The 19,465-nt window shown below is 56.6% G+C and carries 15 protein-coding genes and 2 pseudogenes; 5 read left to right on the top strand and 12 right to left on the bottom strand.

Translation table 11 applies throughout. The features are described from left to right. Positions 1 to 2: 2 nt before the first annotated feature. Together PXT33_RS11860 and PXT33_RS11855 are read right to left on the bottom strand one after the other, a co-directional pair. Positions 3 to 581 carry an AAA family ATPase gene (locus PXT33_RS11860; RefSeq protein WP_120081030.1) on the bottom strand — a complete coding sequence of 193 codons (579 nt, stop codon included), beginning with the start codon at positions 579 to 581 and terminating at the stop codon, positions 3 to 5. Then, positions 581 to 1,981: an MATE family efflux transporter gene (locus tag PXT33_RS11855; RefSeq protein WP_347070553.1), complete on the bottom strand. Its 1,401-nt coding sequence runs from the start codon at positions 1,979 to 1,981 to the stop codon at positions 581 to 583. Before PXT33_RS11855 ends, PXT33_RS11860 begins: the two co-directional genes overlap by 1 nt. A 304-nt stretch (positions 1,982 to 2,285) precedes the next feature. Between PXT33_RS11855 and PXT33_RS11850 the strand changes: the two genes are divergently transcribed. From PXT33_RS11850 to PXT33_RS11830, 5 genes are all read left to right on the top strand, one after another. Further along, the gene (locus tag PXT33_RS11850; RefSeq protein ID WP_332376628.1) at positions 2,286 to 2,789 is read left to right on the top strand and encodes a CarD family transcriptional regulator; all 504 of its coding nucleotides are present in this window, start codon (positions 2,286 to 2,288) and stop codon (positions 2,787 to 2,789) included. A gap of 193 nt (positions 2,790 to 2,982) precedes the next feature. Further along, positions 2,983 to 4,320, top strand: a complete 1,338-nt coding sequence (locus tag PXT33_RS11845; protein WP_097781474.1) for a TrkH family potassium uptake protein — start codon at positions 2,983 to 2,985, stop codon at positions 4,318 to 4,320. 11 nt (positions 4,321 to 4,331) lie between these two features. After that, positions 4,332 to 4,979: a TrkA family potassium uptake protein gene (locus PXT33_RS11840; protein WP_249237700.1), complete on the top strand. Its 648-nt coding sequence runs from the start codon at positions 4,332 to 4,334 to the stop codon at positions 4,977 to 4,979. 189 nt (positions 4,980 to 5,168) lie between these two features. Continuing rightward, positions 5,169 to 7,142, top strand: coding sequence for a DUF4118 domain-containing protein (locus PXT33_RS11835; protein ID WP_155115887.1), 1,974 nt, complete (start codon positions 5,169 to 5,171; stop codon positions 7,140 to 7,142). Beyond that, complete coding sequence (locus tag PXT33_RS11830) at positions 7,135 to 7,845, top strand: response regulator (protein ID WP_249236351.1); 711 nt, start codon at positions 7,135 to 7,137, stop codon at positions 7,843 to 7,845. The genes PXT33_RS11835 and PXT33_RS11830 overlap by 8 nt, the downstream gene beginning before the upstream one ends. 218 nt (positions 7,846 to 8,063) lie before the next feature. On the opposite strand, the gene PXT33_RS11825 is transcribed toward PXT33_RS11830, so the two are convergent. The 10 genes and pseudogenes from PXT33_RS11825 to PXT33_RS11780 all read right to left on the bottom strand — a co-directional run bounded on the left by PXT33_RS11825 (position 8,064) and on the right by PXT33_RS11780 (position 19,039). Further along, the gene (locus tag PXT33_RS11825; RefSeq protein ID WP_097775012.1) at positions 8,064 to 8,786 is read right to left on the bottom strand and encodes an ABC transporter ATP-binding protein; all 723 of its coding nucleotides are present in this window, start codon (positions 8,784 to 8,786) and stop codon (positions 8,064 to 8,066) included. After that, positions 8,779 to 9,621, bottom strand: a complete 843-nt coding sequence (locus PXT33_RS11820) for an ABC transporter ATP-binding protein (RefSeq protein WP_005943322.1) — start codon at positions 9,619 to 9,621, stop codon at positions 8,779 to 8,781. Before PXT33_RS11820 ends, PXT33_RS11825 begins: the two co-directional genes overlap by 8 nt. After that, positions 9,618 to 10,778, bottom strand: coding sequence for a branched-chain amino acid ABC transporter permease (locus PXT33_RS11815; protein WP_405002384.1), 1,161 nt, complete (start codon positions 10,776 to 10,778; stop codon positions 9,618 to 9,620). Before PXT33_RS11815 ends, PXT33_RS11820 begins: the two co-directional genes overlap by 4 nt. Then, a pseudogene (locus PXT33_RS11810) lies at positions 10,778 to 11,655 on the bottom strand (branched-chain amino acid ABC transporter permease). Before PXT33_RS11810 ends, PXT33_RS11815 begins: the two are co-directional and overlap by 1 nt. Positions 11,656 to 11,827: 172 nt before the next feature. After that, positions 11,828 to 13,045: an ABC transporter substrate-binding protein gene (locus PXT33_RS11805; RefSeq protein ID WP_332376625.1), complete on the bottom strand. Its 1,218-nt coding sequence runs from the start codon at positions 13,043 to 13,045 to the stop codon at positions 11,828 to 11,830. Between the two features lie 269 nt (positions 13,046 to 13,314). Continuing rightward, positions 13,315 to 14,531, bottom strand: a pseudogene (locus PXT33_RS11800) (carboxynorspermidine decarboxylase). Further along, positions 14,531 to 15,790 (bottom strand): saccharopine dehydrogenase family protein, encoded by a 1,260-nt coding sequence (locus tag PXT33_RS11795; protein WP_005943308.1) that lies wholly within the window; start codon positions 15,788 to 15,790, stop codon positions 14,531 to 14,533. Before PXT33_RS11795 ends, PXT33_RS11800 begins: the two are co-directional and overlap by 1 nt. A gap of 36 nt (positions 15,791 to 15,826) precedes the next feature. Next, complete coding sequence (gene speB, locus PXT33_RS11790) at positions 15,827 to 16,702, bottom strand: agmatinase (RefSeq protein WP_005943304.1); 876 nt, start codon at positions 16,700 to 16,702, stop codon at positions 15,827 to 15,829. Beyond that, positions 16,702 to 17,559, bottom strand: a complete 858-nt coding sequence (speE, locus tag PXT33_RS11785) for a polyamine aminopropyltransferase (RefSeq protein ID WP_044953854.1) — start codon at positions 17,557 to 17,559, stop codon at positions 16,702 to 16,704. Before speE ends, speB begins: the two co-directional genes overlap by 1 nt. A gap of 13 nt (positions 17,560 to 17,572) precedes the next feature. Further along, positions 17,573 to 19,039, bottom strand: a complete 1,467-nt coding sequence (locus PXT33_RS11780) for an aminotransferase class I/II-fold pyridoxal phosphate-dependent enzyme (RefSeq protein ID WP_097775018.1) — start codon at positions 19,037 to 19,039, stop codon at positions 17,573 to 17,575. Between the last annotated feature and the right edge of the window lie 426 nt (positions 19,040 to 19,465).

Here is a 19,465-nt window from a genome sequence, read left to right as displayed (position 1 = left end):
GCTTATGAAAGACTTTCAATGATCTCCGCACTCTTTTCAATGCCGATGACCCCACTATCCAGCGCAATATGATAGTTGGCGGCATTGCCCCAGTTCATATCGGTGTAGAAGCGGTAGTAGGCGGCGCGGCGCTTGTCCTTCTCCTTCAGCCGGGATTCGGGAGATTTCTCCCGCTCGCCGTAGACTCGCACGATGCGGTCTGCCCGGAACTTCAGGTCGGCGTGGACAAAGACCTTCAAGCAGTCGGTGCGGTCTTGCAGGATGAAGTCGGCGCAGCGCCCCACGATGACGCAGGACTCTTTTTCTGCCAGTTCCCGGATGATCCGGTATTGCAGCTTCCAAAGCAGGTCCTCGTTAGTGAGACCGAAGCTGCGGTCGGTGAAGGCAGAAGCAAGGAAGCCGCCGGGGGTGTACTCTCCGGCCTCCCTGACGTAGTTTTCGTCAAAGCCGCTTTCTGCAGCCAGCTTCTGAAGCAGTTCGGCGTCGTAGCATGGGATACCCAGATGCTCTGCCACCAGTTTGCCGATGGTTCTGCCGCCGCTGCCAAACTCGCGGCTGATGGTAATGATATGTTTTTCCATTAGACTTCTCCTTTCTGGTTCAGTTCACGGTAGGTTTTGCAGATCAGATAGCCTGCAATCAGGAAGGTGAGGATATCCGACATGGGCATGGAGTACAGCACGCCGTCCAGCCCGAAGAACCGGGGCAGCAGCAGGGCAAAGCCCACGCCGAACACCACCTCACGCACCATGGACAGGGCGGTGGATTCCACTGCCTTGCCCATGGCCTGCAAAAAGATGAAGCAGGCCTTGTTGACACAGGCCAGAATGATCATGCACAGGTAGATGCGGAAGGAGCGCACTGCAAAATCGGTGTAGTAGACGCTCTCGTTGGCAGCACCGAACAGGGCGATCAGCTGCCGCGGGAAGCCCTCCACCAGCACCAGCGCAACAACGCCCACGGCCGCTTCTGCCAGCAGCAGTTTTGTGAACAGCTCCTTCACACGGGCAGGCTTTTTTGCGCCCATGTTGAAACCCACCACGGGGATGCAGCCAGCCGCCATGCCCACCACGATGGAGATGACGATCTGGAAGAACTTCATCACGATGCCAACAACTGCCATGGGAATCTGTGCATACTGCTCCTGCCCGAACACGGTGTCCAGTGCGCCGTATTTGCGGATCATGTTGTTGATGGCTGCCATAGCCGCCACAAGGCTGATCTGGGACAGAAAGCTGGTCATGCCAAGGGTCAGGGTGCGGCCGCAGATGGAGCCCTTCAGCCGGTAGTCGCCCTTTTCAGGACGGATGATCTTCATGTGCAGCAGATACCACACTGCCAGCGCTGCGGTGACCAGCTGACCGATCACAGTAGCCACCGCCGCGCCCATCATGCCCCAGCGCAAGCCGAAAATGAAAACGGGGTCCAGAATAATGTTCAGCACCGCACCCGCAAGGGTGGAGATCATGGCAAACCGGGGGTTGCCATCCGCGCGGATGATGGGGTTCATGGCCTGCCCAAACATATAAAAGGGCACGCCCAGCGTGATATAAAAGAAATACTCCTGGGAGTGGTGGTAGGTCTCGGCGTTGACCGTTCCGCCGAACATGGCGAGAATGTTGTCCGCAAAAACCAGATAGAGCGCCGCCAGCACAATGCTGCTGACCAGACACATCACCACCGCATTGCCGACGCTCCGCTTTGCCTTGGGGACCTCGTTCTGCCCAAGGCTGATACTGACGAAGGCGCAGCAGCCGTCACCGATCATCACGGCAATAGCCAGTGCCACCACCGTCAGCGGGAAAACGACCGTATTGGCGGCGTTGCCGTAGGAGCCAAGATAGCTGGCGTTTGCAATAAAGATCTGGTCCACGATGTTATACAGTGCGCCGACCAGAAGCGAAATAATGCACGGGATCGCATACTTCTGCATCAGCTTGCTGATGCGCTCCGTGCCGAGAAATTGATTGGAGCTTTCCATGGGATTCACCTTTACCTTTCCATTTTGGGGCAAACAAAAACAACGGGCAGCCCTCATGCAACCGGTTTTACGCATGAGTGCTACTCGTTGTACGAAATCATTATAGCCTGCCTGTCTGGAATTTGCAAAGGCAGTTTTGCACAAGAATTGTACTGGGCATTCTGCGCAGATTGCACGAGGAAAACTTTGTGAAAGATGCCCTTTGAAGCCCGCCAACCTACCGTGGTACAATAAAGTAAAGAGTAAAATTACGCTGGAAAGTCTGTTTTTGCAGCCTTTTCATACAAGGGAAAGAGGCAATACCATGTCACGGTTTCAGGCGGGAGCGCTGGTGGTCTACGGAAATCTGGGAGTGCACGAGGTGGAAAGGGTCGGGCTGCGGCACTTTTGCGATGAGCCCGCCAGAGAGTATTACACCCTCCGGCCCTATTTTTCGGATTCCCACGACCGCAGCTATATCCCCACGGCAAAAGAGGGTGTTCTGCGCCCGGTGACCCCGGCACAGCAGGCAGCAGCCGACCTTGCACGGATCAAAGCGGAGACGCTGCCCATCCCTACGGGAATTCAGACGGCGCTGGCAGAACACTATCAGGCACTGCTCCACACCAATGATTTTTACCAGTACCTGACCCTGTTCAAGGAGCTGGGACAAAAGCAGACCCAGCAGCAAAGCCGTGGCCGGAAGATCAACGCTATGGATACCTACTTCTACCAGATGGTAGAGCGCGTCCTGCGGGAGGAGCTGGCGGTGGCGTTTGGGGAATCGCAGCAGGAAGCCGGCAGGCGTCTGCTGGAGATTTTGCGCTGAAGCTGCATGGGTACTTTTTGGTGCGTATATTCAGTTCAAGGATGTTGTCGTGGTCGGCTCGATCTCCTACATTTATTATTTGGTGTTGATCGATCAATTTTAATGGAATCTTTATATTTCTACAATTTTCTTTACGGCTCTTTTATCTATTCCATGCTAATCTTTATGCACACGGATAGGTAAAGGAGCTTTTATGATTCAATATCCTCGTTACAAGCGGCACCGTTTTTCTTCTTTTCAGGTTATTATTGCAGGTTTTGCGGCAGTCGATCTGGTGGGCGCATTGCTTCTGATGCTCCCGATCGCTGCACAGCAGCGGTGCGTCACACCGTTCCATGAGGCACTGTTTACCTCCACCTCCGCCCTTTGCGTGACCGGACTTGTGGTTCAGGATACCGGCAGCTACTGGTCGGCTTTTGGGCAAAGCGTGATCCTTCTTCTGATCCAGATCGGAGGATTAGGTGTCATTACGGTGGGCGCTGCCTTTGCGCTGCTTTCCGGGCGAAAGATCTCCCTCAAGCAGCGCAGCACGATGCAGGAAGCTACTGCTGCCCCGCAGATGGGCGGCATCGTGCGGCTGACAGGCTTTATTCTGCGGATCACCGCCCTGTTTGAATTGGTCGGTGCTGCACTGCTGCTGCCGACGTTCTGCGCCGATTATGGTTTGCGCGGGATCTGGTACGCGTTGTTTCATTCCATTTCGGCGTTCTGCAATGCCGGCTTTGACCTGCTGGGAACAGAGGGGGCAAAATTTGTTTCGCTGACACGGTATGCAGGTAACCCATTGCTTACCACAGTGATCGCGGCCCTGATCGTCTTTGGCGGACTTGGCTTTCTGACATGGGAGGATATTTGTACATATCGCCTTGATTTTCACCGTTACCGGATGCAGAGCAAGGTGATCCTTGTCACAACGGCATTTCTTCTGGTATTGCCGACGCTGTACTTTTATTGCTTCGAGTTCACGGCAGGCTCTGCCCGGCAGCGCATTTTATTGTCGATGTTTCAATCCGTTACCCCCCGTACTGCCGGTTTTAACACCGCCGATCTTGCTGCGATGGGCAGCACTTCACAGGCATTGATGGTGGTTCTGATGCTGTTGGGCGGTTCGCCCGGCTCTACGGCAGGCGGCATGAAAACCACAACATTTGCCGTTCTGCTGGCCAATATGTGGGCGACCTTCCGCCGCAGAGAAGATGCCGAATTTTTCGGGCGGCGCATAGATGGTTCTGCGGTCAAGAATGCTGCCACGATCGCAGGGATGTATTTGACGCTGTTCTTCCTCGGAGCCTTTGTCATTGCTGCGGCCGAGCAGCTGCCGATGTCAGTCTGTCTGTATGAGACTGCTTCGGCTGTGGCAACGGTGGGTCTGACATTGGGCATCACGCCGCAGTTGGGGGTCCTTTCGCAGGGGGTGCTGATCGCACTGATGTTTTTGGGACGTGTTGGTGGATTGACGTTGATCTATGCGGCATTTGGCAGCAGCCCTGCCCACTCTCGTCTGCCGCAGGAGAAGATCGCAATCGGATAAAGGAGACAAGTATGAAATCGATTCTTTTGATTGGGCTTGGCCGTTTTGGCCGCCATATTGCGCAGGAACTGAATGAGCTGGGTCATCAGGTCATGGCAATCGACAGCAACGAAGACCGTGTGAACGCTGTGCTTTCCTATGTGACGAATGCACAGATCGGTGACAGCACCAGCGAATACTTTCTGCGCTCCCTTGGTGTCGGCAATTTTGATGTGTGCATCGTAACCATCGGCGGTAATTTTCAAAACTCGCTGGAAACCACTTCACTGCTCAAAGAATTGGGGGCAAAGCTTGTGGTCTCGCGTGCAGAGCGGGATGTACAAGCCAAGTTTCTGCTGCGCAACGGTGCGGATGAAGTGGTCTACCCGGAAAAGCAGCTGGCAAAGTGGGCGGCGATCCGATACAGCTCCGAACACATTCTGGATTATATCGAGCTGCAGGACGACCACGCTATCATGGAAGTGACCATTCCGCCGGAATGGATGGATCGCACGATCGGTGAGATCAATATCCGAAAAAAGTATAACATCAACATTCTTGCGCTGAAAAAAGACGGAAAGCTCGATATGAGCATCACGCCGGATACGCAGCTGTGCCGGGATGAAAGTATGCTGGTTTTGGGAAAATACGCATCGATCCAGAAGTGTTTCCGGCTCTGAAAAGATAGGACGGATCATATGGATGTCGTTTTGTTACTGATGGTTCTTGGAGTCATGTTGAGTGGTTTTTGGGCAGCAGATGCGCTGGATCACATGCGGAAGGAGATCCTTCAACAGGAAGGAAAAAGACGTGGCTGGTGGTCGTGACCATCAAATTGTGCTATACTGTGGGCAAGGCAGGTGATTTTTATGAATCAGAACGACCCACCCACTGAACATATTCTGGCGTGTCTGTCGTCCTCTCCCTCCAATGCAAAGATCGTGCGGACGGCAGCAACAATGGCAAAGGCGTTTGGAGGGACCTTTACAGCTCTGTATGTCCGGACTCCGGATTCGGATCAGATGGGACAAGAAGATCGTCGGCGCTTGCAGCAGCACATTCGTATGGCAGAGCAGGCAGGTGCCGACATTTCTACGATCTATGGGGATGACATTCCGCAGCAGATCGCAGAGTTTGCCCGCATCTCCGGCATTACAAAAATCGTACTGGGGAGCTCCAGCGTACATCGCCGCCATTTCTGGAGTGGACCGTCACTGACTGAAAAATTGACGCTGACTGCGCCTAATCTGGATATTTACATCATCCCGGATGCTTCTGCAGAGAACGGCTACGGTTCAGGACGAAAGCTGTTCACCCGTCCGCTTCTGCCGTCTGTCCGTGATCTTCTGATCACCGCAGGCATCCTGAGCTGCATCACGCTCATCGGCTTCTTTTTCCTGCAGCTGGACTTTGCGCGTTATAACATTATTATGCTCTATATGCTGGGGATGCTGTTCACCGCATTGTGTACCAGCGGTTATACCTGCGGTGTGCTGGGGTCCGTTGCCAGTGTAGCATTGTACAATTTCTTCCTGACCGAGCCATACCTGACATTCCATGCGTATGACCCCGGTTATCAGGTTACGTTTGCCCTGATGCTGACCTCTGCAATGATTACCTGTACGTTGACGACACGGTTGAAAGACCATGCAAAAATGTCTGCGCAGGCAGCATTCCGGACAAAAGTACTATTTGATACGAATCAGCTTTTACAGAAAGCCAAAAGTGAAGAAGAAATCTTTTCGCTGACAGCTTCCCAGCTGATGAAGCTGCTGAACCGGAGTCTGATCGTCTACCTGGAACAAAACGGAGGTCTTGGGGCAGAACAGGTTTTTGGAGTTGACGGGGAAACGGCGCAAAACATCTTTTCTGCACCGGAAGAACGGGATGCAGCAAACTGGACGTTTGCCAACAAAAAGCGTTCCGGTGCAGGCACGGATAGCTACCCGGATGCAAAGGGACTTTATCTTGCACTTCGGACCGGAGGCGGCGTGTTTGGAGTGATCGGGATCGATCTGTCCGAAAAACCGCTGGATGCCTTTGAAAACAGTGTGCTGCTTTCCATTCTGGGCGAAGGTGCGCTGGCCATCGAAAACCGCAGAAATGCGCTGGAAAAAGAGCAGGCAACCGTGCAGGCAAAAAATGAAGAGCTGCGGGCAAACCTGCTGCGCACGATCTCGCATGACCTGCGCACCCCGCTGACCTCCATTTCCGGCAATGCCAGCAATCTGCTTTCCAACGGAGAAACGCTGGATACAGAGACCCGGAACAAGATCTGCACCGATATTTTTGACGATGCACAATGGCTGATCGGTCTGGTGGAAAATCTGCTTTCCATCACCCGCATTGAAGATGGACGGATGAATCTGCAGATCTCACCGCAGCTGATGGACGAAATGATCGAAGAAGCGCTGCATCATGTCAACCGGAAAAGCTGCGAACACACCATCACAACACAGTATGGGGACGAGATCCTCTTGGTCAATGTGGATGCACGGCTGATCATGCAGGTCGTTGTCAATCTGGTGGATAACGCCATCAAATACACCCCCGTGGGCTCGGTCATTCAGATTTCGGCTTACCGGAAAGACCATCAGGTCGTAGTGGAAGTGGCAGATAACGGCCCCGGTATTCCGGATCGCGCAAAAGCACAGGTGTTCGAGATGTTTTATACCGGGCAGAGCCGCATCGCAGACAGCCACCGCAGCCTTGGCTTGGGCTTGCCCCTCTGCCGTGCAATCTTGACGGCTCACGGCGGAACATTGACCCTGCGTGACAACATTCCCAATGGCAGTGTCTTTTCCTTTGCATTGCCGCAAAGCGAGGTGAACATTCATGAATAAGCCGTCCATTCTGGTCGTAGAGGATGATGTTCCTGTACGGTGTCTGATCACAACGACCCTGAAGACCCACGGCTATAAATATCTGACTGCTTCCAATGGGGAAACGGCGATCATGATGACTACCAGCCACAATCCGGACATCATGCTGCTGGATCTTGGGCTGCCCGATATAGACGGCATCGAGGTCATCCGCAGCGTCCGCACATGGTCGAACCTGCCCATCATTGTCCTGAGTGCCCGGAGCGAGGATTCTGATAAGATCGAGGCACTGGACAACGGCGCTGACGATTATCTGACAAAGCCGTTTTCCGTGGACGAGCTGCTGGCAAGACTGCGTGTAACGCAGCGCCGATTGAATCTGCTGGCTTCTGACGGCATAAACAGTCCGGTTTTTGTCAATGGTCCTTTGAAGATCGACTTCTCGGCCGGGTGCGTCTGGCTGGGTGAGAATGAATTGCATCTGACCCCCATCGAGTACAAACTGCTGTGTGTGCTGGCGCATAATGTGGGCAAGGTGCTGACGCATACATCCATCACACAGCAAATATGGGGAAGCACGCAGGAAAATGACATTGCTTCCTTGCGTGTTTATATGGCATCCCTGCGCAAAAAATTGGAACGATACCCGGATGCGCCGCATCTGATCCAAACCCATGTTGGTGTCGGATACCGGATGCTTCGTGTGGAAAACGATGAAGCATAGTAAAAAAACAGGGTGCGCCCTGCGGACGCACCCTGCAAAAGACCACAGACAAGCGATATGTACAACAGGGCGTTCCCCGTCGGGAACGCCCTGTTTTTCTTTGTTGGTAGTGTGATGAGCCTGTTCCGCCTGCCATACGGAGACATTTTTTTGCGTTATTTTTTCATGGAGCTGTTTTGCAGCAGCCCCTCTCTGCCGTTAGCGGTTCTTATAAAGTTTCAGGTGCGGTCAACGCGCTTTTTGCCGAGGTATGCGGCCTTGACCTGTTCATTGGTCAGCAGTTCAGCACCCGTGCCGGAAAGGGTCAGGGTGCCGGTCTCCAGCACATAGGCGTAATCGGCCACCTTCAGGGCCATGTTGGCGTTCTGCTCGTTCAGCAGCACGGTGATGCCCTGCTGGTTCACGGTGCGGATGATATCAAAAATCTCCCGCACCACGATGGGCGCAAGGCCAAGGCTTGGCTCGTCCAGCATGAGCAGCTTCGGCTTGCTCATCAGGGCGCGGCCCACGGCCAGCATCTGCTGCTCGCCGCCGGAAAGGGTGCCGGCGCTCTGCCAGCTGCGCTCCTTCAGGCGGGGGAACAGACTGTACACCCACTCAAGGTCTTTTTCGGTTTCGGCCTTATCCTTGCGCAGGTATGCGCCGATCTTCAGATTTTCCAGCACAGTCAGGTCGGCAAACACCCGGCGGCCCTCCGGCGACATGGCAATGCCGCTGGCCACGATCTGGTCGATGGGCTTGCCCAGCAGTTCCTGCCCGTTCCACAAAATGGAGCCGCTCTGTGCCTTTACAAGGCCGGAAATGGTGCGCATCAGGGTGGACTTGCCTGCGCCGTTGGCACCGATCAGGGTAACGATCTTGCCGTCCGGCACGTTCAGCGACACACCGCGCAAGGCCTGAATGCCGCCATAGGAAACATGTAAATCCTTGATCTCAAGCATCTTCGTCCACCCCCAGATAAGCGTCGATCACCCGCGGGTCGTTCTGCACCTCGGCGGGCGTACCCTCGGCGATCAAGCGGCCAAAGTCCAGCACATAGACCCGGTCGGAAATATCCATCACCAGATCCATGTGGTGCTCGATCATGAACACAGTCAGTCTGAAATCGGTGCGGATGCGGTCAATAAAGGCGGTCAGTTCTTCGGTCTCCTGCGGGTTCATACCGGCAGCAGGCTCATCCAGCAGCAGCAGCTTCGGCTCGGTGGCAAGCGCGCGCGCGATCTCCACCCGGCGCTGCAGGCCGTAGGGCAGGCCAGTAGCCAGTTCATTGCGCACATCCTCAAGTCCCAGCACATGCAGCAGGTTTTCGCACTCCTCGCGCTGGCGCTTTTCCTCGTCTGCATTCAGCCGGAAGGTAGCGCTCAGCAGGTTGGCCGAGCGGCGGCAGTGCTTGGCGATGAGCACGTTCTCAAACACGGTCTGGCTCTTCCATAGACGGATATTCTGGAAGGTGCGGGCAATACCCATCTGGGTGATCTTATCGGGCGTGGGGGCGATCATGTGGGAATACTTGCTCGCGTTCTGGCCCTTATAGAGCTTTTTCATCTTGCCGTGGGGCGTGTTCTCAATGATCTTGCGTCCCTCGAACCACACCGCGCCGTTGGTGGGCGCATACACGCCGGTGACAACGTTGAACGCGGTGGTCTTGCCGGCACCGTTGGGGCCGATGAGGGAGACGATCTGATCTTTATCCACCTTCAGGTTCAGATTGTCCACAGCCACCACGCCGCCAAACTGCATCGTGGCGTTTTCAATGGTCAATACGTTTTCACTCATTTGGAACGCGCCTCCTTTTTGGCAGCTTTTGCAGTGGATGCGGGCTTTTTCTGGAACAATTCACGGTCGCCCATGATACCCTTGCGGAAGAACAGCACCACCGCCATAATGATGATGCTGAACACCACCATGCGGAAGCCGGAACGCAGCAGCGGCACACGGAAGCCGCCGATCCAGGTCTCATTGTCGAGGAAGCGCAGCAGCCATTCGGAGCTGGCGATGAACAGGAAGGACGCGATGATGGAGCCGGACACCGAGCCGATGCCGCCAATGACCACGATCAGCAGGATCTCGTAGGTCATGCTGGATTTGAAGGTGGTGGCCTGCACGCTGGCCTGATACATGGCAAGCATTGCGCCGGAGATACCGGCAAAGAAGCTGCTGATGATAAAGCTAATGCGCTTGTGGCTGGCAAGGTTGATGCCCATGGCTTCGGCAGCGATCTCATCGTCACGGATGGCCTTGAAGGCACGGCCATAGGTGGAGTTGATGAGCAGCAGGATGATGGCGATACACACACCGGAAAAGAGGAAGGGCATCACCGTTTCCAGATGCAGGGTCGTGCCGCCCAGCGAAAGGTTGAAGCTGGCAAAGCTGGTGAAACCGTACAGAAGGTTGGAACCGTTGGTCAGCGGGCCAAAGCCTTCGTAAACCACGGCGGCACGGATGATCTCTGCAAAGCCCAGTGTGGCAATGGCAAGGTAGTCACTCTTCAGCTTCAGCACCGGCAGGCCGATGAGAAAGGCGAACAGCGCTGCGATAAAACCGGCCAGGATCAGGCAGAAGACAACGCCCAGCAGCAGGCCGAAGCCGCCCAGAGGTTTGGAGAGCAGCTCCGGGATGGAGAAGCCGATGCCGCCGTTTGCATAGCGCTGATAGATGGACTTCTGCGAAGCGGCGGGAATGGTGAGGATGGCGTAGGTGTAGGCACCCAGCAGCATAAAGCCTGCCTGACCCAGACTGAACAGGCCGGTAAAGCCGTTCAGCAGGTTCATGGAGACAGCCACCAGTGCATAGATGGCACCCTTGCGCAGCACGGTGAGCAGCATGGAGGGCACAAAGCTAAGGTTATCCAGTGCCAGCAGCACCACCAGCAGAGCGGCCAGCGCCAGTGCGGCCCGGAGATAGATGCGTTTTTTCTCTTGTTTCATGGTCATCACACTTTCTCGGTCAGGTTTTCACTGAACAGGCCGGTAGGCTTGACGGCCAGAACCACGATCAGCAGTGCAAAGGTGAACGCATCACTGAAGGTGGTAGCGCCTGCACCTTTAATAAGGCTCTCGCAGATGCCGATGATGAAGCCGCCGATCACCGCACCGGGAATGGAGCCGATGCCGCCGAACACCGCAGCCACAAAAGCTTTCAGGCCGGGCATCGCACCCACAGTGGGGGTGACTGCCGTGTAGTTGGAAAAATACATCATGGAGCCGATGGCCGCAAGAAAGCTGCCCACCGCAAAGGTAAAGGAGATGACATTGTTGATCTTGATGCCCATCAGCTGAGCGGTCTCAAAATCGCGGGAAGCGGCGCGCATGGCCATGCCGATCTTGGTCCTCTGGATCAGGGTAACAAGTGCTGCCACCAGCACAATGACGAGGAACGGCGTTACCACCGTCACCCGCTTGGTCTGGCAGCCCAGCACCGTGACGGTGTCGCTGATCCACGGCAGGGCAGGGTACTGCTTGGCCAGACCGCCGGTGACATACCACATCGAGTTCTGCAAAAGGTAGGACATACCGATCGCGGAGATCATTACCGACATGCGCGGCGCAGTGCGCAGGGGCTTGTAGGCAATCTTTTCCACTGCGATGCCCAGCAGTACCGTTGCCACCACCACCAGCGGGATGGAAATGGTCAGCGGAAGGAAGCAGTAGCGTACACCATCAGAAAACCGGCTACGGTAAAGATATCGCCGTGGGCAAAGTTGATCAGGCGCAGGATGCCGTACACCATCGTGTAGCCAATGGCGATCAATGCATACTGGCCGCCCACCGAGATACCTGCCAGCAAATAGGGCAGAAACTTTGCAGCCATAAGTGGGACCCTCCATTTCTTACAACTTTTAATAAAATAAACTCCTTCAGTCACCTCCGGTGACAGCCCCCTCCCAGAGGGCCAAACTTGCCGGAAAGCTATAAAAAGGCTCCATCAATGAGGGAGCTGGCAACGCCGTCAGGCGTTGACTGAAGGAGTTTACAGGTTCAAATCAGCCTTCCACGCTCTGAGTCTTGACGAACTCAAATGCGCCGTCGGCAGCTTTCTTGATGTAAGCCATATCCTTGTTGGCATCACCGGTGGTCTGGTCAAAGGTGATGTTGCCGGTCACGCCGTCGTAGTTTACGCCGTACAGGGCATCGCGGATGGCGGTGCCGTCGGTGCTGCCTGCTGCCTTGATGGCTTCCAGAGCCACCATGTAGCCGTCGTAGCCCAGTGCAGAAACAGCTGCCACGATGTCATTGCCGCCGTTGTTGGTCAGCTTCTGGCTGTCGGCGTTCAGCCACTCCTTAAAGCCGGTCACGAACTCCTTGGCTGCGCCGGAATCATCGTTCTCATCAAAGAAGGTGGAGCAATACACCTGCACGCTGGTGCCCTTCTGGGCATCCAGAATAACGCTGGACTCCCATGTGTCGCCTGCGGTAATGGGCTTATCGAAGCCTGTAGAAGCAGCCTGTGTGATGATCTGGGCTGCGTAGGTGGTAGCGCAGGGAGCAAAGATCACATCTGCACCGGCGTTGATGGCGTTCTGGATGTAGGCGGAGAAGTCCGAGGTGCCCTCGGGGAACTGCTCGCTGGTAACAGTGCCGCCCAGATCCTCAAAAGCGTTGACGAAGTAGGTGGCCAGACCGGAGCCGTAGTCCTCGCCCAGCATGCTCAGCACGTAGGCGTTGGCAGCACTGAACTCATCCTTTGCAAAGTTTGCCATGACCGAGCCCTGAAACGGGTCAAGGAAGCAGACACGGAAGTAGTAGGGGTTGGCCTCGGTCACGGCGGGGTTGGTGCAGGAGCAGCCGATGGCCGGGATGGAAGCGGACTGGAAGGTGGGAGCGGCTGCAATGGAAACACCGGAGCCGTAGCTGCCCAGCACGATAGAGACTTTCTTGGAGACCAGCTCCTGTGCAGCGGTCACGGCCTTATCGGTGCTGGACTGGTTATCCACTTCCACCAGCTCCACGTTATAGGTCTCACCGCCGATCTCCACGGTGGGAGCAAGGCTGTTGGCATACTCGACACCCAGCACTTCCTGCTTGCCGCCTGCGCCGTTATCACCGGAAGCCGGTTCAAACACGCCGATCTTAATGGTCTTGCCGCCTGCAGAAGAGCCGCTTGCGGAACCGCCAGAAGAAGAGCAGCCTGCCAAAGCTGCTGCTGCGGCGGTGATGCCTGCCGCTTTCAGGAAATCACGACGCGAAATGAATGCTTTCATAAGAATTGCCTCCTCTATTATTTCTTGACACTTTCCCAGATAAAACAAGAAAAACCCGCAACGGCGCAGTGATCCTCAGATCCTGCATCGTTGCGGGTTTCTTAGCATTGTTTTAGCACATGAAAAGGAACTTGTCTAGGCTGAATATGAATTTTTTTTTATTTTCGTCAGATGATAAAAAGAAACTGTACTTGAACAGCGTGCATTTTGGGCGGTTTTGATACAGGCTGTCTTTTGAATGAATACAGATTTGCCGTAAGGGTCATACTTTAATCCGCTGCACGTCCCAGCCGCATCTTGAAATCGCTGTAGCCGAACTTCACCAGCTCCCGGCAGGTGCCGCTTTCGTCCATTGCCCAGATGGGCGGCAGCGGCATCCCGTTGAAGGTGTTGTTCTTGCAGGTGGTGTAGATGGCCATATCGCCGAAAATGAGCCTTTGCCCCTCGGTGAGCGGGGAGGCAAAGCTGTAGTCGCCCACCACATCCCCGGCAAGGCAGGTGGGGCCGCCAAGGCGGATGAGGTACGGCTTTTCGCCGGGGTCTCCGGCATCCAGCAGCGGCGGGCGGTAGGGCATCTCGATCACATCCGGGGTGTGGCAGGCCGCAGACATGTCCAGAATGGCAAGGCTCGTCTCGCCATTTTGCAAAGTATCCAGCACAGTGGTAACAAGATACCCGGCGTTCAGCGCCCATGCTTCGCCCGGCTCCAGATACACCTGCACGCCGTACTTTTTCTGTGTTTCGGTAATGCACTGTTCCAGCGTGGCAAGGCGGTAGCCGGGGCGGGTGATATGGTGCCCGCCGCCAAAGTTGAGCCACTTCATCCGGGGCAGAAGCCCCCGAACTTTGCTTCCACCGCCGCCAGCGTCAGGGCCAGTGCATCGGCATCCTGCTCGCACAGGGTGTGGAAGTGCAGTCCGTCCAGTAATTCGGGCAGGGCCGGGTCTGCCTGCACGGCGGCATCCCACTGGGTGCGGGTGGTGCCAAGGCGGCTGCCCGGGGCGCAGGGGTCGTAAATTGCATGGCCTTCCTGCGTGGAGCACTCCGGGTTCAGCCGCAGGCCCACGCTCTTGCCCGCCGCCTTTGCTGCCGGGCCGAACTTTGCCAGCTGGCTGGGCGAATTGAACACGATGTGGTCGGCGTACTGCAGCAGCTCCGCGAACTCGTCTGCCCGGTAGGCCGCGCAGAACACATGGTTCTCTTTTTCCGGCAGCTCTTCTTTGCCAAGGCGGCTCTCGTACAGGCCGCTGGCCTCGGTGCCCGCCAGATAAGGGGCCAGCACCGGGTAAACATTAAAGTTGGAAAAAGCCTTCTGCGCCAGCAGAATTTTGCAGCCGGTGCGCTGCTGCACCCCCAGCAGAAGTTCGCCGTTGCGGCGCAGCTGCCCTTCGTCCAGCAGGTAGCAGGGGGTGGGCAGAGAGGCAAGCGCTTCCCAAGAAAGGTTTGTAAGGCCCGCAAAGGGCGGGCGGGTATCGGCCAGCCGCATCAGTCCACCAGCGCCGGGCTGTGGCTCTCGGAACGGGGCAGGCCGTACTTGTCCAGAGCGTCCAGATACGGGTCCGGATCAAACTCTTCCACAGTGTGCACGCCCTTGGTGGTCCACTTGCCGGTGAGCAGCATCAGTGCGCCGCACATGGCCGGTACGCCGGTGGTGTAGCTGATGGCCTGAGAGCCGACCTCCTTGTAGCACTCCTGATGGTCGCACACATTATAAATATAGTAGGTCTTTTCCTTGCCGTCCTTCTTGCCGGTGAAGATGCAGCCGATGTTGGTCTTGCCCTTGGTGCGGGGGCCAAGGCTGGCGGGGTCCGGCAGCAGAGCCTTGAGGAACTGGATGGGCACGATCTCCTGCCCGTTGAAGTTGACCGGGGTGGTGGACAGCATGCCCACATCCTCCAGACAGCGCATGTGGTCGAGATAGCTCTGGCCAAAGGTCATGAAGAAGCGGATGCGCTTTGCCTCCGGGATGTTCTTGGCAAGGGACTCGATCTCCTCGTGGTGCAGCAGGTACATATCCTTGTCGCCCACCTGATCGAAGTTGTATTCCCGCTTGATGCTCATAGCCGGGATCTCCACCCAGTGGCCATTCTCCCAGTAGCTGCCGGGAGCGGACACCTCGCGCAGGTTGATCTCGGGGTTAAAGTTGGTGGCAAAGGCATAGCCGTGGTCGCCGCCGTTGCAGTCCAGAATATCAATGGTGTCAATGGTGTCGAACTCGTGCTTTTTGGCGTAGGCGCAGTAAGCCTGGGTCACGCCCGGGTCGAAGCCGCTGCCCAGCAGGGCGGTCAGGCCGGCTTCCTCAAACTTCTTTGCGTAGGCCCACTGCCAGCTGTAATCAAAGTAGGCGGAGAAGCCCGCTTCCTTGCAGCGCTTCTCGTAGATGGCACGCCACTCCGGGTCGTCGGTGTTCTCCGGCTCGTAGTTGGCGGTGTCCATGTAGTTTACGCCGCAGGCAAGACAGGCATCCATGATGGTCAGGTCCTGATAGGGCAGGGCAATGTTCATCACGAGGTCGGGCTGATAAGCCTTGATGAGGGCGATCACTTCGTCCACCTTGTCGGCATCCACCTGTGCGGTGGTGATCTTGGTAGCGGTTTTGGGGGCCAGTTCTGCAGCCAGCTTGTCGCACTTGGACTTGGTACGGCTGGCGATGCAGATCTCGGTGAACACCTCGGGTACCTGACAGCACTTGTGGATGGCAACGGAGGCCACGCCGCCGCAGCCGATGATCAGAACTTTGCTCATGATTTTTCTCCTTTATGTCAATGTGTGCAAATTCGGTCAGACCTGAAAGCCGGGCCAGCCCTTGTCCAGCGCGATCAGTGTTTCGCGCAGCACCTTGCAGGCGGTGGCGGTGGAAACGCCGGTGGTATCCAGCGTGGGAGCCAGCTCGTTGAGGTCTGCGGCTACGATGTTGGCTTTCGTCACGGTGCGGATGGCATCCAGAAGCTGCAAAAAGCTCACGCCGCCGGCTTCGGGCGTGCCGGTGCCGGGGAAGCAGGAGGGGTCCAGACAGTCGAGGTCGATGGTCAGGTAGACGGGCACCTTGCTCTCGCACAGCTGTTCCGTCAGCTCGGCAAGGCCGGTAAAATCGAATTTGTGCATCTCAGTGTGCTGGGCTGCAAACTCGAACTCGGCGCGGTCGCCGCTGCGGATGCAGAACTGATGGATGCGGCCGTCGCCCACCAGCTCATGGCAGCGGCGCAGCACGCAGGCGTGGCTCAGCTTTGCACCAAGGTAGTCGTCCCGCAGGTCGGCGTGGGCATCAAAGTGCACGATGTGCAGATCCGGATATTTCTTCACAGCAGCCCGCACGGCACCCAGCGTCACCAGATGTTCACCGCCCAGCAGCAATGGGAACTTTCCGTCCTGCAGGATCTCCTCTGCGCGGGCTTCGATGTCCGCAAGGGCACTCTCGCTGGAGCCGAAGCACAGCTCCAGATCGCCGCTGTCGAAGATGTCAAAATCGGTCAGGTCGGCATTCTGATAGGGGCTGTAGGTCTCCAGACCATAGCTTTCGTGTCGGATGGCCGCCGGGCCGAACCGTGCGCCCGGGCGGTAGCTGGTGGTGGAATCGTAGGGCGCACCGTACAGCACGATGCTGGCGGCGCGGTAGCTGCTGTCACAGCCGATGAAGTTTTCAATGTTGGGTTGCATCAGTGTTCCTCCACTTCCCGCAGCATTTCCTCAAGGAATGCCGGCAGGTAAAATGCGCCGACATGCAGCCGGGCGGTGTAATAGCGGGTGCGCATGTTCAGCGCCTTCCATGCGTCTGCATCCAGATCATCGATGGGATGATACTTTTTGCTGGCAAAGCCGAACAGCCAGTACCCAGCCGCAAAGGTGGGAATGTGTGCCTGATACACTCGGCTGATGGGGAAGGTGGACGCAATACGCTTGTGGCTGCGCTGCATGGCGCTGGCATCCTCGGCATAGAAGGGGCTGCCCTGCTGGTTCACCATGATGCCGTCCGCTTTCAGGGCATTGAAGCAGCTGCCGTAGAACTCGCGGGTGAACAGACCCTCGGATGGGCCGAAGGGATCGGAGGAGTCCACAATGATGAGGTCGTACTCCTCCTCGCAGCGGCGGATATACTTGAGGGCGTTCTCAAAATAGATGTGCACCCGGCGGTCATCCATGCGGCAGGCGTTGCTGGGCAGGAAGGCGCGGCAGGCTTCCACCACCTGCGGGTCCATCTCCACAAGGTCGATGCGCTCCACCCGGTCGTAGCGGGTCAGCTCCCGCACCACGCCGCCGTCACCGGCACCGATGACAAGGATGTCTTTTGCCTGCTTGTGCACCGCCATGGGCACATGCACGATCATCTCGTCATAGATGAATTCGTCGCGCTCGGTCAGCATCACATTGCCGTCCAATGTGAGCACCCGGCCAAACTCCGGCGTTTCAAAAATATCGATGCGCTGGTAATCGCTCTGCTTGGAGTAGAGCTGTTTGTTCACCCGGATGCTGTGCTTCACGTCCGGGGTGTGAAACTCGGAAAACCAAAATTCCATCTGCATTCCCTCCTTATGCCAGAACGTTCAGCCGCTCGATGTCCGGGTCCTCGGGGCCGGTCATGCTGCAGCCCTTGGCCTTGGCGTACTCGATGTAGTTCAAAATTTCCTTGGTGATGCGCTCGCCCGGGGCCAGAATGGGAATGCCCGGCGGGTAGCACATGACGAACTCGCTGCACACCATGCCCTCGGTCTCCCGGAGCGGCAGGCTCTTTTTGGGCGCATAGAACGCTTCCTGCGGGCTGGCAGCCACAACAGGGTCGATGTATTCCTGGCTCAGCAGGCCGGAGCCGTCGGTCTGGTAGCGGCGCTTGATCTCGGCCAATGCGCTGACCAGACGCTCCACCTCCTGCGGGCGGTCGCCGATGGAAAGATAGGCAAGGATGTTGCCAATGTCGCCGAACTCGATCTGGATGTCGTACTCATCGCGCAGGATGTCGTACACCTCAATGCCTGCAAGGCCGATATCCAGCGTGTGGACGCTGAGCTTGGTGGTATCAAAGTCAAAAACGGAGTCGCCGTTGCACAGCTCCTTGCCAAAGGCGTAGTAGCCGCCCACGGCGTTGATCTCCTCGCGGGCATACTCGGCCATGTCGGCCACTTGGTGGAATACCTGCCGCCCGCGCTGCGCAAGGTTGCGGCGGGAGATATCCAGACTGGACATGAGCAGGTAGCTGCCGGAGGTGGTCTGGGTCAGGTTGATGATCTGCCGCACATAGCCCGGGTGCACATTGGGGCCGATGAGCAGCAGGCTGGACTGCGTTAAACTGCCGCCGCTCTTGTGCATGGAGACGGATGCCATATCAGCCCCTGCCGCCATGGCAGACACCGGCAGGCCGCCGCCAAAGTAGAAGTGGGTGCCGTGGGCTTCATCCGCAAGGCAGAGCATCCCGGCATCGTGGGCCATTTTTACGATGGCGCGCAGGTCAGAGCAGATGCCGTAGTAGGTGGGGTTATTCACCAGAACAGCCACGGCATTCGGATGCTCTTTAATGGCCTTTTCCACCTGTTCCCGCTTCATGCCCAGCGAGATGCCAAGGCGCTTGTCCACCTCGGGGTTCACATACACCGGCACCGCGCCGCACAGTACCAGTGCGTTCAGCACACTGCGGTGCACATTGCGGGGCAGAATGATCTCATCGCCGCGCTTGCAGGCGGTAAGCACCATGCTCTGCACACTGCTGGTGGTGCCGCCCACCATGAGGAACGCGTGGGCAGCGCCAAAGGCATCTGCGGCCAGCTCCTCTGCTTCCCGGATGACCGATACCGGGTGGCAGAGATTATCCAGCGGCTTCATGCTGTTCACATCCACGCCCACGCACTGCTGGCCCAGAAAGGCGGTCAGCTCCGGGTTGCCGCGGCCTCGCTTGTGGCCGGGCACATCAAAGGGCACCACCCGCATTTTGCGGAACTGTTCCAGCGCTTCATAGATGGGCGCACGGTTCTGGTTCAGCCGGAACCGTGTTCGGTTCTCACTCATGTTTTTCCTCCGTCCCTGATCCCGATGCAAACAAAAAAGCGCAAGTACCGCACAAAAAGTGCAGACTTGCGCTTTGAAAAGCATTTGAATGCGCCGCCAAAGACCCCCGGAAGAAACACCAGAGTACAAAGGCCGCTTCGCATGATTCAAAAAAGACGGGATTATGAGAGTCTATATAGCAATTCTGCTTTTACTGCTCTTTATTGACCGTTTCACAAGTCTGCACACTGACTGCGCAATTTCATGGTTGTAAAGGAACCAACTTATAAAATTCGAGCTGCTACGCTCAATCAATAATGGCGGCTGTGCCGCCGGTCGGCAGTGGACCCGGCTGTCCGTATGGCCTTAGCCCCGCTGGGCGGTCCATGGTAAATTGCTTTGAAAAGACTCTGCTATGCTTTGTCTCTCAAAATCAAATGTGATTTT

This window comes from Faecalibacterium taiwanense, from assembly GCF_036632915.2.
GTDB lineage: Bacteria > Bacillota > Clostridia > Oscillospirales > Ruminococcaceae > Faecalibacterium > Faecalibacterium taiwanense.
Note: the sequence above shows the minus strand (reverse complement) of the source record. Positions and strands in the feature narration are given on the sequence as shown.

What these genes read in the sequence shown, in the direction of transcription:
- PXT33_RS11845 (WP_097781474.1), top strand. Translation starts at nt 2,983, where the DNA reads ATGATTCAATATCCTCGTTACAAGCGGCACCGTTTTTCTTCTTTTCAG.
- speE (WP_044953854.1), bottom strand. Translation starts at nt 17,559, where the DNA reads ATGGAATTTTGGTTTTCCGAGTTTCACACCCCGGACGTGAAGCACAGC.
- PXT33_RS11795 (WP_005943308.1), bottom strand. Translation starts at nt 15,790, where the DNA reads ATGAGCAAAGTTCTGATCATCGGCTGCGGCGGCGTGGCCTCCGTTGCC.
- PXT33_RS11860 (WP_120081030.1), bottom strand. Translation starts at nt 581, where the DNA reads ATGGAAAAACATATCATTACCATCAGCCGCGAGTTTGGCAGCGGCGGC.
- PXT33_RS11840 (WP_249237700.1), top strand. Translation starts at nt 4,332, where the DNA reads ATGAAATCGATTCTTTTGATTGGGCTTGGCCGTTTTGGCCGCCATATT.
- speB (WP_005943304.1), bottom strand. Translation starts at nt 16,702, where the DNA reads ATGCAACCCAACATTGAAAACTTCATCGGCTGTGACAGCAGCTACCGC.
- PXT33_RS11855 (WP_347070553.1), bottom strand. Translation starts at nt 1,981, where the DNA reads ATGGAAAGCTCCAATCAATTTCTCGGCACGGAGCGCATCAGCAAGCTG.
- PXT33_RS11830 (WP_249236351.1), top strand. Translation starts at nt 7,135, where the DNA reads ATGAATAAGCCGTCCATTCTGGTCGTAGAGGATGATGTTCCTGTACGG.
- PXT33_RS11850 (WP_332376628.1), top strand. Translation starts at nt 2,286, where the DNA reads ATGTCACGGTTTCAGGCGGGAGCGCTGGTGGTCTACGGAAATCTGGGA.
- PXT33_RS11805 (WP_332376625.1), bottom strand. Translation starts at nt 13,045, where the DNA reads ATGAAAGCATTCATTTCGCGTCGTGATTTCCTGAAAGCGGCAGGCATC.
- PXT33_RS11835 (WP_155115887.1), top strand. Translation starts at nt 5,169, where the DNA reads ATGAATCAGAACGACCCACCCACTGAACATATTCTGGCGTGTCTGTCG.
- PXT33_RS11820 (WP_005943322.1), bottom strand. Translation starts at nt 9,621, where the DNA reads ATGAGTGAAAACGTATTGACCATTGAAAACGCCACGATGCAGTTTGGC.
- PXT33_RS11780 (WP_097775018.1), bottom strand. Translation starts at nt 19,039, where the DNA reads ATGAGTGAGAACCGAACACGGTTCCGGCTGAACCAGAACCGTGCGCCC.
- PXT33_RS11815 (WP_405002384.1), bottom strand. Translation starts at nt 10,778, where the DNA reads ATGACCATGAAACAAGAGAAAAAACGCATCTATCTCCGGGCCGCACTG.
- PXT33_RS11825 (WP_097775012.1), bottom strand. Translation starts at nt 8,786, where the DNA reads ATGCTTGAGATCAAGGATTTACATGTTTCCTATGGCGGCATTCAGGCC.